Genomic DNA, 14,027 nt, shown 5'->3' with positions numbered 1-14,027 from the left:
GTACAGGCCCCTTAGGGGTACGTACGCGGCTGCCGGACCCTCTCGACCAGCTCCCGCAGGATCGTCTCGCCCGCCGCGACGCCCCGGTCCTCCAGGGCCGTGACGTGCGGCGCCGTCCAGCCCGCGTCCGCCAGCTCGCCGTGGCCGGGGCGCCAGGCGTGGTCGGCCGCGAGGAGCAGGTCCGCGTCGAGCAGGGAGTCGCCGGCCGCGAGCGTGAGGTCGGCGCCGGAGCGGCGGGCCACCTCGCGCATGGCCGCACTCTTGGTGAGCGGCTTCGGCACGGCGTAGATCTTTCGGCCCTGGAGGGAGACCGTCCAGCCGCGGCGCTCCGCCCAGACAGCGAGTTCCTTGACCCAGCCCTCCGGGAGCAGGGACCGATCGACCACGAGATACGCGAAGAGGTCCTCGGCGACGCGCTCCTTCAGGAGCCACGCCGGGTCGGCCGTCCGCACCAGATGCGCCCTCACCTCGTCGAGCGGCGCGCACTCCGCGGCCAGCCGCTCGTCGACAGCGGCCCGCCAGTCCGGGTCGGAAACGCCGTCCACCAGCAGGTGCCCGCCGTTGGCGCAGATCGCGAACTGCGCTACGGGGCCCGGGAGATGGATGCGTCCGTACTGCTCACGGGTGCGGGTCGTGGTCGGGACGAAGAGAGCGCTGCGGCCGAGTTCGCCGAGCAGCTCGGCCGCGTCCTCGGTGACGTAGGAGAGGGGCTTGCCCTCGTAGACCTCGACGCACAGCAGGCGCGGCGCCTGCGCGTCGGGCATGGTCAGGCCGAGGGCTGCGGCGGAGTAGATCAGGGTGCGGTCGAGGTCACTCGCGACCAGGGTGACGGGCGTGGCGCTCACTTCGCGGCCACCGCCTTGCCGTCCGCGCCGGTGGCGCCCCGCGTGTACTTCGGGTGGATCAACCCGACGCAGGTGTAAGGGAGTTCGGCGACCTCCTCGACCGGTACGCCGCGCTGCTCGGCGAGCAGGCGTACGTGGTCGAGGTCGGCGCCGGCGCCGGTGCGGGCGAGTATCTTCCACGGGACACGGCGCAGCAGCACGCGGGTCGTCTCGCCGACGCCGGGCTTCACCAGGTTCACGTCGTGGATCTCGTACTCCTCACTGATCCGCTCGACGGCCGCCCAGCCCTCCCAGGTGGGCGCGCGGTCGGCGGAGAGCATCTCCTTGACCTGGGCGTCCACGGCGTCGGCGACCTCGTCGAAGCAGGCTTCGACGGTGTCGAGGAAGTGCGTCGAGACATCCGCCTCCGCGAGCTCGCGGTAGAACTTGCCGCCGTGGAAGTCGTTCGGCCCGACGAGGTCGGCGCGCAGCACCGTCCGCGATATCAGCCCGGAGACCGTCGAGTTGAGGCACGCGGACGGGATGAGGAAGTCCTCGCGGGTGCCGTAGGTGCGCACGCAGGACCCGGGGTCGGCGAGCACCGCGATCTCCGGGTCGAACCCGGGGCCGCCCTCATCTCGCTGATGGGTCTTGAGTGCTTCGGCCAGTTCGCGGGTGATCGCGCCCTTGCCGGTCCAGCCGTCGACGAAGACGACATCGGCCGGGTCGTGGTGGGCGGCGAGCCAGCGCAGCGCGTTCGCGTCGATGCCGCGGCCGCGGACGATCGAAACGGCGTAGTGCGGCAGGTCGAGGCCGCGCCGCGCCTGCGCCCAGCGGCGCATCAGCACGCCGACGGGCGTCCCGGCGCGGGCGAGCGAGACGAGCACGGGACGCGGGGACCGTTCCGCGAGCACGGTCTCGGTCACGACGCCGACCGCCTGCGCGATCCGCGCGGCCGAGACCTCGAGGGCGGACTGGAAAAGCGCCTGGTACTCGGCGCTCGGCTGGTACTCGACGGGCAGCGACTCGGCGTAGTGCGCGCCACCGCCCTGTATCGCCTCCTCGCGCTCCTCGGTCGGCGCCTCCAGCTCGACGTCCGAGAGGTCCTGGAGCAGCCAGCCGACCTCGTCGGGCGCGTACGAGGAGAAGGCGGGGCCGCGGAGGGGCTCGGGGAGCGTGGGGGACACGAGGGGCCTTTCGGGGGCAGTCCCCTGGGGGACGTAGGAAGGCACGACGGCGAGCAGCACGCGCGGGGTGTGCTCGGCGAGGCGCGCCAACAGGCCATCTGGGGCGTGCAGTTGGGGCGTGTCCGCGGTGGAGTCGACGACGGCGACGATCGCGTCGAAGTCGCCGCCCGCGACGTTGTACGCGTAGCGCTCGCCCGGACCGTCGGCCGGGTCGTCGTGGGCGGGGAAGACGAGTCGCGTACGGATCGCGTAGCCGGGGTCGTCGACGGCGAGGACCGGCGAACGGGTCGTGGTGGAGTAGCGCACCTGCGCCTGCGTGCCCTTCTCGACCTCGCGGGCCAGGGCGAGCGGCGCGTACATCAGCTCCTCGAAACCGAGGACGAGTACGCGGCGGGCGTCCCCCAGGGGCGCGCTCAGGCGGGCGGCCATCGCGGGGAGCGCCGCGTCGAGCGCCGCGCGGTGCTCCGGCGTGAAGCCGTGCCGGCCTCCGTCGGGCACGGACGCGGGCCAGCCGAGGTCCAGGCGGGTCACGCTGCCCGGCTCACTGCCCGGCTCTGTGGGCGGCTCGCTGCCCGGCCCCGTGCGCTCCGTCGGGGTCTCGGCGAGGGACTCGTGGTGGGCGACGAGCGCCTGCCCCTTGGCGAGGACGCCGTCGGGGAGCTTGACGGTGCCGGACGCCGACGCGACCAGGTCGACACGGGCGCCGATCTCACGGGCGAAGTCGGCCAGGCGGCCCCGGTCGTCGGGCGAACGCATGTCGACGAGGGCGACGATGACGTAGTGCCCGCGCGGGTAGCGCTCGTGCAGGGCGCGGATCGTGTTGAGGACCGTATTGCCCGTGGAGAACTCGTCGTCGACGAGGACCAGCGCCCCGTCGCCCGCGAGGAGCCGGGGGTCCTCCGGCAGCAGCAGATGCGAGGTCGCGTGCGAGTGGGACTCCTCGAAGCCGCCCGCGCGCGCCACTCCGTCGACGGGGCGCCGCGTCGAGTGCAGATAGGGCGCGAGGGCCAGGCCGTCGGCGACGGAGTGCCCCAGACCCGTCGCCGTCTCGGCGTATCCGAGCACGACCGCCTGCCGCGCCGCGTCGTCACCGAGCAGCTCGCGCACCCGCAGACCGAGGTCGTAGCCGGCGCGCCAGACCACGGCCGGCGACTGGGGCACGTGCTTGCCGAGGACGTTCGACACGAGCAGATGGGCCCGCTTGGGATTGCGGCGCAGGGCAAGGCCCAGCAGCCCGGATATCTCCTCGTCACCGACGAGCTCGACCCCGAGCCGCTGTGCGACCCATGTCCCCGACCAGACCACTTCGCCCCTTTTCATTGCTTTCATCATGACTCGCGCGCTCGTCACGCGGGCAGGCCGGCGTTGAGCAGCTCCACGAAGCCGACGTCCTCACGGGCGACGCCGAAGGCCTCCGCCCGCTGGAGGGTCCGCTCGGCCCAGGCGCGGTGCGGCTTCACTTCATTCATCTTGTTCGTGTACGCGGATCTGAGGACGCCACCGCCGCCGCGCTCGGGCCGCAGGATGTCCTGGGCGTCGCCGTACTCCTCGTGACTGACCACGGACAGCGCGTGCACGGGCATCACGTGCGAGGGGTGGATGCAGGTCTTGCCGAGCAGGCCGTTGGCCCGGTCCAGCTCGATCTCGCGCAGCAGGCCGTCCATGTCGTGCTCGATGAGGGCCTGGCGCAGCTCGACGGCCCGGCCCTCCAGGAAAGGGCTGCGGCGCAGCTGCGGCTTGAACATCCGCTCCTGGTGACGGAAGTACTCCCAGACGGGCCCGGTCACGGTGAAGCCGGTGCCGTCGGCCCGGCCGAGCAGATTGACCACGTCCCCGATCACGGAGGCCACGATCTGGACGTCGTACGCGGTCATGTCCGGCGGCCTGCGCAGCCCGTACGCGGAGCAGAAGTCGGTCACGCCGAGGCGCAGGGCCAGGACGCGGTCGCGGTACTTGTCGACGGTGCGGGCGATCCCGGCCAGGGTGTCGCCCCGCGTCTCCAGGTGCAGGAGCTCGGGCGACTCCAGGACGGGCATCGCGAAGAGGCGCCGCCCGGTGGCCGCCTCGGCGGCGGAGAGCGCCTCCAGGAACGGCACGCCCCGCTCCTCGGTGAATTTCGGCAGTACGAATCCGGACAGCAGTCGCACGGCGGGGCCGAGACGGCGGACGAGGTCGGTGATCTGTCCGGCGGCGCGGACGCGGACGAACAGCAGCGGAGGCTGCGTGTCCGGCCGGGCCGCGAGGTCGGTGAACTGCCGGACCAGGTTCTCCTCGGCGTCCGCAACCTCGGCGTCGTCGATCGAGTCCTCCAGGCACAGCACCATCGAGACGACACCCCGGCCCGCCTGCTTGAGGACGTCGTCGGCGAGGCGCGGCCGCGTGGCCGGGCTGTAGAGCGTGGCCCCGAGGGCCGCCGCGAGCATGCGCGGCGGCGAGTCCGCGGTGAAGTCACCGGGCTCCCGGTGGAACAGGCGCTGCCGCACCTCAGGGGCGATATGCCCGAAATGACGCATGAGACTCCCCCGTCGTGCCGCTCGGGCCCGAATTTAAGTGGCCGGTAATAGTACGTAGGGATCCATGTCAAGGGTTCCCATCGGGCATGAAATTCAGGTAACCCACCCATGTCGAGTATGTCGCTCGGTCTCACAGTCTCGGGCCCCCGCGTTGTCCTGGCCAGGACAGGGAAGGCAGGATGACCGCATGACGCACGCGATGCTGAAGGGGTCGAACGTCCCGCTCGAGGCCACGGCGGTCCGCGCCGTGCTGCGCTGGGCCACCGGCCAGGGCGTGCCCGACGTCGACGCCTCGGCGCTGCTCCTCGGCCCCGACGGTCGCGTACGGTCCGACGAGGACTTCGTCTTCTACAACCAGCCCCGGCACCCCTCGGGCAAGGTCTGGCGGCTCGGCAAGAAGCGCGTCGCCGACGGACTCACCGACACGATCCAGTCGGACCTGGCGGGCCTCGGCCCCGAGGTCGGCCGCGTCCTCCTCGTCGCCTCGGCGGACGACGTCCCCTTCGACCGTGTACCCGCCCTGCGGATCCTGATCTACGACGCCGCGGCCGCGGAGGGCGAGCCCCTCGCCCGCTTCGACGTGAAGCCGGAGACGGGCGCCGAGACGGCGCTGATCTGCGGCGAGCTGTACCGGCGCGGCGAGGGCTGGAAGTTCCGGGCCCTGGGCGAGGGCTACTCGAACGGTCTGGTCGGCCTGGCGACCGATTTCGGCATCTCGGTGGACGAGTCGGAGCCGGCGCCGGATCTTCAGACATCGTCGCCTCCGGGCCCGATGCCGGCCGCCGAGCCGTCGTTCCCGCCTCCGGCCCCCGACACCTCGTTCATGGGGTCGGGGTCGGATTGGGGATCGGGTTCGGGTTCGGGTTCGGGTTCGGGCTACGGGTATCCGCAGGCACCCACGCAGCAGCCCATCGCCGCGTCGCTCCCTCAGCCGGCGCCCCAGCCCGTCTCCCAGCCCTCGTACGGGTACCCGCCCGCGGCGCCCACGCAGCCCGCGCCGCTGGTCATGCCGGTGCCGACGACGCAGCCCGCGTACGGCTATCCGCAGCCGGTGCAGCCGCTGCCCGACCCGAACTTCACCCTGCCGCCGCAGGGCCCGCAATTCATCTCACGCTGAGCCCGCGACCGGCCCCTGGCGGCTCGGGGCCGGATCGGGCGACGGAACTGGGACCCGGCGTCTGATCCGCCGGAGATGCCCTAGCGCTCCCCGACCTTGGACTTGTACCCCCGGCCCCACTGAAGGCCCCACCCGTACAGCCGGTCCAGCTCGGCCTGGAACCCGTACACGAACTTCACCTCGCGTCGCACGATCAGCTCACCCTTGACGTTCTCGATCGTGACGACGGCGCAGGAGCGGGCCTGCGGGGCGCGCTCATCGAGGCTGATCTCGACGCGCGGGCCGTTGCTCGGGTAGAGCGTGACGTGAGCGTGCGTACGGTCGAACGCCGGTGTCTGGTCGTAGATGTAGACGAAGACAAGCAGTCGCTTGATGGACTCGCGATGGTCGAGATTGACGTAGATCGTCTCACCCGACGCCGAGCCGAAGCGGTCGTCCCCGCTGAGCTTCACGTACGGCGGCGCGTTGAGCGCGCCGAAGAAGCTGCCGAGCGGCTGGACCACGCCCTTCTCCCCGTCGGTCAGCTCATACAGACAGCCGAGGTCGAGGTCCACATTGACCATGCTCTGCGTATGGGCCTGCACCACATCGGGCTTGAACAGCTTGAAGGGGTGCCGCAGCAGGCTCTCGCGCTCCGGGCCGCCGATGTCCGACGTCCGCATCCGCCAGGACAGGTTGATACGCAGATTTCCGGTGGCCGCCCCCTGTTTGGTGAGCGAGACGACCGGGTGCCGCTTGGTGAGTTCGATGGAGTTCGACGCGGCGCTCCCCGACTCGAAATCCGCCGCACGCCCCCGCCACAGTCCGTCCCAGAAGGACATTTCGCCCCCAAGTGCCCATGTTTCATGGTCCAGTTACGCCGACGGGGCGGCCGGTGAGGAATTCTCCTCGCAGACCGCCCCGCTCACAGCGTTCCAGGATCAGTGCCCGGACGAAACCTCAGCCTTCTCGCCCGAGGCCGCCGCTTTCCCCTCGGCGGCCGCGATTCTCGAGTTGCGGCGCACCGACGACCAGAACGACCAGGCGATCAGGACGACGCCGATCAGGCCCGTGATGACCTCGTTGATCTCGTACTGGATCGTGACCAGGAGGATCACGGCGAGGGCGCCGATCGCGTAGTGCGCGCCGTGCTCCAGGTACACGTAGTCGTCCAGGGTGCCCTGGCGGACCAGGTAGACCGTGAGCGAACGGACGTACATGGCACCGATGCCGAGGCCGAGCGCCATCAACACGATGTCGTTGGTGATGGCGAAGGCGCCGATGACACCGTCGAAGGAGAACGACGCGTCCAGGACCTCGAGGTAGAGGAACATGAAGAACGCGGCCTTGCCCGCCATGACTATGGCCGGCGCGGCCTTGCCGCTCTTCCTGGCCTCTTCCTCGACCTCGTGCTCGCGCTCCTCTTCCTCCTCCAGGCGGTTCTCGAAGTACCCGGAGAGACCGCCCACGATGAGATAGGTGATCAGACCGGCGATGCCGGCGATGAGCACTGTCTCGGCCTTGTCCACATGGGCGCCACCGTGCTGGTGGGCATGCGTGGCCACGGTGAACGAGGAGATCAGGAGCACGATCATCGCGATGCAGACCGACAGCATGTCGACCTTGCCGAGCTTGGCGAGCGGACGCTCGATCCAGCGCAGCCACTGGACGTCCCGCTCCTCGAAGATGAAGTCGAGGAAGATCATCAACAGGAACATGCCACCGAACGCGGCGATCGACGGGTGCGCGTCGGTCACCAGCTGCTGGTACTTGTCCTTGTCGTTGAGCGCGAGCTTGACCGCCTCGATGGGGCCGAGCTTGGCGCTGACCGCGACGATCACGACGGGGAAGACCAGTCGCATACCGAAGACGGCGATCAGCACACCGACCGTCAGGAAGATCTTCTGCCAGAAGGCATTCATCTTCTTCAGGATTCCGGCATTGATCACCGCGTTGTCGAAGGACAGCGAGATCTCGAGGACGGCAAGGATCGCGACGACCCCGAATGCTGTCCATCCGTCGTAGAACACAGCCGCGACCAGGCCGAGCGCAGTAATTGCGAACGACCAGCCGAAGGTTTTCAAAACCACTGGCTACCCCATCAGGTGTGTACGGGTCTCCCCCGCGCCGGTATGACGGGGCTCCCCCGCTCCGCGCACGGCTTTACGAAACATTGACCCCGAAGTCTAGAGCGATGCCGCGAAGGCCCGACGCGTACCCCTGTCCTACGGCGCGGAACTTCCATTCGCCGCCGTACCGGTACACCTCGCCGAAGATCATCGCGGTCTCCGTGGACGCGTCCTCGCTCAGGTCGTAGCGGGCGAGTTCCTGGCCGTCCGCCTGATTGACCACGCGGATGAACGCGTTGCTGACCTGGCCGAACGTCTGCCCTCGGTTGTCCGCGTCATGGATCGAGACCGGGAAGACGATCTTGTCGCAGAATGCCGGCACCTTGGACAGGTCGATCAGGATCGACTCGTCGTCACCCTCGCCCTCACCGGTGAGGTTGTCGCCGGTGTGCTCGACAGAGCCGTCCGGGCTGGTCAGCTGGTTGTAGAAGATGAACCACTCGTCGCCGAGCACCCGGCCGTCCTTGCACAGCAGCGCGCTGGCGTCGAGGTCGAAGTCGGCTCCGGTGGTGGAACGCGCGTCCCAGCCGAGTCCGATCAGTACCTGTGTGAGGTTCGGTGCGGCCTTGGAGAGGGAGACATTGCCCCCCTTGGCGAGCGTGACACCCATGATCGTGATCCTCCCCGGTGTGATGTCGCTTGAGTTGTCCAGCGCGTCCGGCGCCGCACTCGCGTGCGACGCCGGACGGTCATACGGTCGTGCTCGGCTCAGACGTTGACGCCGAAGTCCTGCGCGATGCCGCGCAGACCCGAGGCGTAACCCTGGCCGATGGCGCGGAACTTCCACTCCGCGCCGTTCCTGTACAGCTCGCCGAAGACCATGGCGGTCTCCGTCGAGGCGTCCTCGGAGAGGTCGTAACGGGCGATCTCCGCCCCGCCCGCCTGGTTCACGACGCGGATGAACGCGTTGCGCACCTGGCCGAACGACTGCTGGCGGTTCTCGGCGTCGTAGATCGAGACCGGGAACACGATCTTGTCCACATCGGCCGGGACGCCGGCGAGGTTGACCTTGAGCTGCTCGTCGTCACCCTCGCCTTCACCCGTGGTGTTGTCGCCGGTGTGCTCGACCGAGCCGTCCGGGCTCTTCAGGTTGTTGAAGAACACGAAGTTGGCGTCGCTGCTGACCTTGCCCTCCGTGTTCGTCAGGATGGCGCTGGCGTCAAGGTCGAAGTCCGTGCCCGTGGTGGTACGAACGTCCCACCCGAGGCCGATGATGACCGCGGTCAGGCCAGGAGCCTCCTTGGTCAGCGATACGTTGCCGCCCTTGCTGAGGCTGACTCCCACGAGTCCTCCCATTGGTGTCGGGGGCGGGGAGCCCCGTCGTGCATTGGTATCGGATCAACGTCTGGATCCTAGTGACCGGTTCCCGGCAGCCACAGGCTCCGCACCCGAAGAATCCCAGGGTGTCATCCCCGGGACATCCCCGAGCGATGCGCGGAGCACGCCCTTGTGACCCCTGAGGGGTCAGAGGGTGTCGATCGCCTTGACGTACTCGTTGAGGTCACGGGCGTCCGGCAGGCCGTTGACGACGGTCCAGCGGACCACGCCCTCCTTGTCGATGATGAAGGTGCCGCGCACCGCGCAGCCCTTCTCCTCGTCGAAGACGCCGTACGCGCGCGAGGCCTCGCCGTGCGGCCAGAAGTCCGACAGGAGCGGGTACTCGAGACCCTCCTGCTCGGCGAAGACGCGCAGGCTGAACGGCGAGTCGTTGGACACGGCGAGCAGCTGGACGTCGTCGTTGACGAACTTCGGCAGCTCGTCGCGCAGGGCGCACAGCTCGCCGGTGCAGACGCCGGTGAAGGCGAACGGGTAGAAGAGCAGCACCACGTTCTTCTCACCCCGGAAGTCCGAGAGCCGCACGGTCTCGCCGTGCTGCGTCTTGAGCTCGAAATCCGGAGCCTTCGTGCCGACCTCGATCGTCATGGTCAAGCTTTCCTTCCGTGGAGCCGTTCGGGTGAGGCCCAGCCTAGGCGCCGAAGGCGGTCTCCCCGCGTGGGGGCCTCGCGTGTGGCCCGGGCAAAGCGTGCGGCCCCCGTCGACGCGTCATGGCGTCGGCGGGGGCCGCACGGAGTGTCTGCTGGGGTCTTTCGTCGGCTAGCGCTTCTTGGCGGCCGCCTTCGGCGTGACGAGGCGGCTGCCCGCCCAGTCCTTGCCCGCGTTGATGCTCTTGGTCTGCGAGAGACCCGCGGTCTGCGCGGCTTCGTTGATGTCGCTCGGCTCGACATAGCCGTCGCGGCCGGTCTTCGGGGTCAGCAGCCAGACAGGGGCACCGTCGTCGACCAGCTGGCTGGCGTCTACCAACGCGTCCGTCAGATCGCCGTCGTCCTCGCGGAACCACAGCACCACCGCGTCAGCGACGTCGTCGTAGTCCTCGTCGACGAGCTCGCTGCCGATGACTTCCTCAATGGACTCGCGGAGCTCCTGGTCGACGTCGTCGTCGAAGCCGATCTCCTGGACCACCTGCTCGGGCTGGAAACCCAGCCTCGCGGCAGGGTTGGTCCGCTCCTCCGCGTGGTCCGCGGTCGCGCTCACGGATTGCCTCCTGATCATGTTTACGAAGTTGTCTGCGGCTTCGCGCGTGCGCGAAGCGTTGGCCGTAGTCCACACGGGCGGGGCGGATCGCGCAAGTACCCGGCCCCCGAGACCGCCGAAACGGTGACGTTCCAGGCGGTGTCACCGCATCTTCAGTCAAGGATCCCCGCAGGCCGGTGATGTATGCCACACCGATCTGCCGGATTTGCCCACCCTGTGGATGACCGTCGTCCACCTCGGCCGAACGGCCTCACGAAACTGGTGAACCACATGAGCGTATCGTTCAGATTTGGCCGCACCCGTCCGGGGAACCCCGGGGAATCACTCCGATTACCTCGCGGTAGAGATGACGATTGCGTTCCCGAGGTACACGATGGGGAGCGGCGCAGCCCCATTGCACCCCAATTGCACATCTCGACCGACAGTGAAGGAACAGCGTGGTTTCCGGATCCGATCGCAATCCGATCATCATTGGCGGCCTCCCCAGCCAGGTCCCGGACTTCGATCCCGAAGAGACCCAGGAATGGCTCGACTCCCTCGACGCCGCCGTCGACGAGCGCGGGCGCGAGCGGGCCCGCTTCCTGATGCTCCGGCTGATCGAGCGCGCCCGCGAGAAGCGCGTGGCCGTGCCCGAGATGCGCAGCACGGACTACATCAACACGATCGCGACCAAGGACGAGCCTTTCTTCCCCGGCAACGAGGAGATCGAGCGCAAGGTCCTCAACGCGACCCGCTGGAACGCCGCGGTGATGGTCTCCCGCGCCCAACGTCCCGGCATCGGGGTCGGCGGCCACATCGCCACCTTCGCCTCCTCCGCCTCGCTCTACGACGTGGGCTTCAACCACTTCTTCCGCGGCAAGGACGACGGCGCGGGCGGCGACCAGATCTTCTTCCAGGGCCATGCGTCGCCGGGCATCTACGCCCGCGCCTATCTCCTGGACCGCCTCACCGACGGCCAGCTCGACTCGTTCCGCCAGGAGAAGTCGAAGGCTCCGTACGGCCTGTCGTCGTACCCGCACCCCCGACTGATGCCGGACTTCTGGGAGTTCCCCACCGTCTCCATGGGCCTCGGCCCGCTGGGCGCGATCTTCCAGGCGCGGATGAACCGCTACATGCAGGCCCGCGACATCGCCGACACCTCCGCGTCGCACGTCTGGGCGTTCCTCGGCGACGGCGAGATGGACGAGCCGGAGTCGCTCGGCCAGCTGTCGATCGCGGCCCGCGAGGGCCTCGACAACCTGACCTTCGTGGTGAACTGCAACCTGCAGCGCCTCGACGGCCCGGTCCGCGGCAACGGCAAGATCATCCAGGAACTCGAGTCGCAGTTCCGCGGCGCCGGCTGGAACGTCATCAAGCTGGTCTGGGACCGCAGTTGGGACCCGCTGCTCGCGCAGGACCGCGACGGCGTCCTGGTGAACAAGCTGAACACCACGCCCGACGGCCAGTTCCAGACGTATGCCACCGAGCCCGGCTCGTACATTCGCGACCACTTCTTCGGTGGCGACCACCGGCTGCGCGCGATGGTCGAGAACATGACCGACGACCAGATCCTGCACCTGGGGCGCGGCGGGCACGACCACAAGAAGATCTTCGCGGCCTTCAAAGCGGCCAAGGAGCACAAGGGCCAGCCGACGGTCATCCTGGCGCAGACGGTCAAGGGCTGGACTCTCGGCCCCAACTTCGAGGGCCGCAACGCGACCCACCAGATGAAGAAGCTGACGGTCGACGACCTCAAGGGCTTCCGCGACCGTCTGCACCTGCCGATCACCGACAAGCAGCTCGAGGACGGCGCCCCGCCGTACTACCACCCGGGCCGCGACTCGGAGGAGATCCAGTACATGCACGACCGCCGGCACGCGCTCGGCGGCTATGTGCCGACCCGCGTCGTGCGGTCCAAGCCGCTTCCGCTCCCCGACGACAAGACGTACGCGAGCGTGAAGAAGGGCTCCGGCCAGCAGTCGATCGCCACCACCATGGCGTTCGTGCGGCTGCTCAAGGACCTCATGCGGGACAAGGAGATCGGTCGGCGCTTCGTCCTGATCGCGCCGGACGAGTACCGCACGTTCGGCATGGACTCGTTCTTCCCGAGCGCGAAGATCTACAACCCGCTCGGCCAGCAGTACGAGTCCGTGGACCGCGATCTGCTGCTCGCGTACAAGGAGTCGCCGACGGGGCAGATGCTGCACGACGGCATCTCCGAGGCGGGCTGCACGGCCTCGCTGATCGCCGCGGGATCGGCGTACGCGACGCACGGCGAGCCGCTGATCCCGGTCTACGTCTTCTACTCGATGTTCGGTTTCCAGCGCACCGGCGACCAGTTCTGGCAGATGGCCGACCAGCTGGCGCGCGGTTTCGTGCTGGGGGCGACCGCCGGCCGGACGACCCTGACTGGTGAGGGTCTGCAGCACGCCGACGGTCACTCGCAGCTGCTCGCCTCGACCAACCCGGCCTGCGTCGCCTACGACCCGGCCTTCGGCTTCGAGATCGCGCACATCGTGCAGGACGGTCTGCGACGCATGTACGGCGCCTCCGCCGAGCACCCGCACGGCGAGGACATCTTCTACTACCTCACTGTCTACAACGAGCCGCTGCAGCACCCGGCCGAGCCCGCCGATGTCGACGTGGAGGGCATCCTCAAGGGCATCCACCGCTTCAACCCGGGCACTTCGGGCACCACCCCGGCGCAGATCCTCGCCTCGGGTGTCGCGGTGCCGTGGGCTCTGGAGGCACAGCAGATCCTCGCCGCCGAGTGGAACGTCAGGGCGGACGTCTGGTCGGCGACTTCCTGGAACGAACTGCGCCGCGAGGCCGTCGAGGTGGAGCGGCACAACCTGCTGCACCCCGACGAGGAGCAGCGCGTCCCCTATGTCACGCGGAAGCTGTCCGGCTCCGAAGGTCCGTTCGTCGCGGTCTCCGACTGGATGCGGTCCGTGCCCGACCAGATCTCCCGCTGGGTGCCGGGCACGTACCAGTCGCTCGGCGCGGACGGCTTCGGCTTCGCGGACACGCGCGGCGCGGCCCGTCGTTTCTTCCACATCGACGCCCAGTCGATCGTGGTGGGCGTACTCACGGAGCTGGCCCGCGAGGGCAAGATCGACCGCTCGGTCCTGAAGCAGGCGATCGACCGCTACCAGCTCCTCGACGTCTCGGCGGCCGACCCCGGCCCGGCGGGCGGCGACGCGTAGGGGCCTGGTCCCGACCGTCGTAGAGGTTCGAGGTGCGGTGCGGCCACGGGGGCCGCACCGCACCTCGCCTTCTTTCATCTCATCGCTCCCAGACCTTGAACGCCCGTACCCGGTAAGGAGATTGGGGCGCCCATGTGCCGCTGCCGGGATAGGTCTGGAACTCCCCCGTCTCGGCACACTCTGCGGACTGGTAGGCCGTGACCGGCCGTCCGGTGCGATTGGCGAGAGCCTGCGCGCTGCCCCCCTCCGGCAGCGCGACGCAGCTCTCGATGTCGATCCCGGACAGCTCGTACGTCTGCCGGTGCCCCTTGAACGCCGGCTTCTCCCACAGGCACAGCTCCCCCGCCGCGCAGTCCCCCGATGTCGGCGGAGCGGCGGCCCCGGCATGGACCGGTGTCAGCAGGACGGCCGCCAGAGCGGCCGCGGCCGTCATCGGCAACGTCGTACCCATCGCGGCGCGCATCCTCGTACCCATGTCGTTCAACCCCCGTGTCGTGCTGGTCACTTGTCTGCACTCTGGACCGGTGGGCGATCAGACGGGAAGAGCTGACGGATCAGATC

Annotated in this window: 12 protein-coding genes; 2 read left to right on the top strand and 10 right to left on the bottom strand. The window is 69.0% G+C overall.

Translation table 11 applies throughout. The features are described 5' to 3' along the window. Positions 1–11: 11 nt before the first annotated feature. Genes OG574_RS31245 through OG574_RS31235 form a run of 3 tightly spaced genes read right to left on the bottom strand, consistent with a single transcriptional unit; the run spans position 12 to position 4,524 of the window. Positions 12–845, bottom strand: coding sequence for an HAD family hydrolase (locus OG574_RS31245; protein ID WP_326775923.1), 834 nt, complete (start codon positions 843–845; stop codon positions 12–14). Further along, positions 842–3,331, bottom strand: a complete 2,490-nt coding sequence (locus tag OG574_RS31240; protein WP_326775922.1) for a phosphoribosyltransferase — start codon at positions 3,329–3,331, stop codon at positions 842–844. Before OG574_RS31240 ends, OG574_RS31245 begins: the two co-directional genes overlap by 4 nt. A gap of 26 nt (positions 3,332–3,357) precedes the next feature. After that, positions 3,358–4,524 (bottom strand): HpcH/HpaI aldolase/citrate lyase family protein, encoded by a 1,167-nt coding sequence (locus OG574_RS31235; RefSeq protein WP_326775921.1) that lies wholly within the window; start codon positions 4,522–4,524, stop codon positions 3,358–3,360. Positions 4,525–4,711: 187 nt separating this feature from the next. Here OG574_RS31235 and OG574_RS31230 point away from each other — a divergent pair, with 187 nt between their 5' ends. Next, complete coding sequence (locus tag OG574_RS31230) at positions 4,712–5,641, top strand: TerD family protein (protein WP_326775920.1); 930 nt, start codon at positions 4,712–4,714, stop codon at positions 5,639–5,641. Between the two features lie 80 nt (positions 5,642–5,721). Here OG574_RS31230 and OG574_RS31225 read toward each other — a convergent pair whose 3' ends face one another. The 6 genes from OG574_RS31225 to OG574_RS31200 form a co-directional block, all read right to left on the bottom strand. Further along, positions 5,722–6,462 carry a TerD family protein gene (locus OG574_RS31225; protein WP_100591942.1) on the bottom strand — a complete coding sequence of 247 codons (741 nt, stop codon included), beginning with the start codon at positions 6,460–6,462 and terminating at the stop codon, positions 5,722–5,724. A 99-nt stretch (positions 6,463–6,561) separates the two neighbouring features. Continuing rightward, on the bottom strand, positions 6,562–7,710 hold the full coding sequence (locus OG574_RS31220; RefSeq protein ID WP_326775919.1) for a DUF475 domain-containing protein: 1,149 nt from the start codon (positions 7,708–7,710) through the stop codon (positions 6,562–6,564). Positions 7,711–7,783: 73 nt separating this feature from the next. Next, positions 7,784–8,359, bottom strand: coding sequence for a TerD family protein (locus OG574_RS31215; RefSeq protein WP_100591940.1), 576 nt, complete (start codon positions 8,357–8,359; stop codon positions 7,784–7,786). Positions 8,360–8,457: 98 nt separating this feature from the next. Next, positions 8,458–9,033, bottom strand: coding sequence for a TerD family protein (locus OG574_RS31210; RefSeq protein ID WP_100591939.1), 576 nt, complete (start codon positions 9,031–9,033; stop codon positions 8,458–8,460). A gap of 180 nt (positions 9,034–9,213) precedes the next feature. Next, entirely contained in the window at positions 9,214–9,672 is a 459-nt protein-coding gene (locus OG574_RS31205; protein ID WP_100591938.1) for a peroxiredoxin, read from the bottom strand. A 171-nt stretch (positions 9,673–9,843) separates the two neighbouring features. After that, entirely contained in the window at positions 9,844–10,281 is a 438-nt protein-coding gene (locus OG574_RS31200) for a DUF3052 domain-containing protein (RefSeq protein WP_100591937.1), read from the bottom strand. A 437-nt stretch (positions 10,282–10,718) separates the two neighbouring features. Between OG574_RS31200 and aceE the strand changes: the two genes are divergently transcribed. Then, positions 10,719–13,466 carry a pyruvate dehydrogenase (acetyl-transferring), homodimeric type gene (gene aceE, locus OG574_RS31195; RefSeq protein WP_326775918.1) on the top strand — a complete coding sequence of 916 codons (2,748 nt, stop codon included), beginning with the start codon at positions 10,719–10,721 and terminating at the stop codon, positions 13,464–13,466. Positions 13,467–13,545: 79 nt separating this feature from the next. On the opposite strand, the gene OG574_RS31190 is transcribed toward aceE, so the two are convergent. Beyond that, positions 13,546–13,917 carry a peptidase inhibitor family I36 protein gene (locus OG574_RS31190; protein ID WP_100592554.1) on the bottom strand — a complete coding sequence of 124 codons (372 nt, stop codon included), beginning with the start codon at positions 13,915–13,917 and terminating at the stop codon, positions 13,546–13,548. Between the last annotated feature and the right edge of the window lie 110 nt (positions 13,918–14,027).

The organism is Streptomyces sp. NBC_01445 (assembly GCF_035918235.1).
Classification (GTDB): domain Bacteria; phylum Actinomycetota; class Actinomycetes; order Streptomycetales; family Streptomycetaceae; genus Streptomyces.
The sequence above is the reverse complement of the archived record's forward strand: the minus strand, read 5'-3'. Positions and strand labels throughout refer to the sequence as shown.

Excerpts from the sequence above, each read along its gene's own strand:
- OG574_RS31230 (WP_326775920.1), top strand. The coding sequence starts at position 4,712 with ATGACGCACGCGATGCTGAAGGGGTCGAACGTCCCGCTCGAGGCCACG.
- OG574_RS31235 (WP_326775921.1), bottom strand. The coding sequence starts at position 4,524 with ATGCGTCATTTCGGGCATATCGCCCCTGAGGTGCGGCAGCGCCTGTTC.
- OG574_RS31205 (WP_100591938.1), bottom strand. The coding sequence starts at position 9,672 with ATGACGATCGAGGTCGGCACGAAGGCTCCGGATTTCGAGCTCAAGACG.
- OG574_RS31225 (WP_100591942.1), bottom strand. The coding sequence starts at position 6,462 with ATGTCCTTCTGGGACGGACTGTGGCGGGGGCGTGCGGCGGATTTCGAG.
- OG574_RS31240 (WP_326775922.1), bottom strand. The coding sequence starts at position 3,331 with ATGAAAAGGGGCGAAGTGGTCTGGTCGGGGACATGGGTCGCACAGCGG.
- OG574_RS31190 (WP_100592554.1), bottom strand. The coding sequence starts at position 13,917 with ATGGGTACGACGTTGCCGATGACGGCCGCGGCCGCTCTGGCGGCCGTC.
- OG574_RS31215 (WP_100591940.1), bottom strand. The coding sequence starts at position 8,359 with ATGGGTGTCACGCTCGCCAAGGGGGGCAATGTCTCCCTCTCCAAGGCC.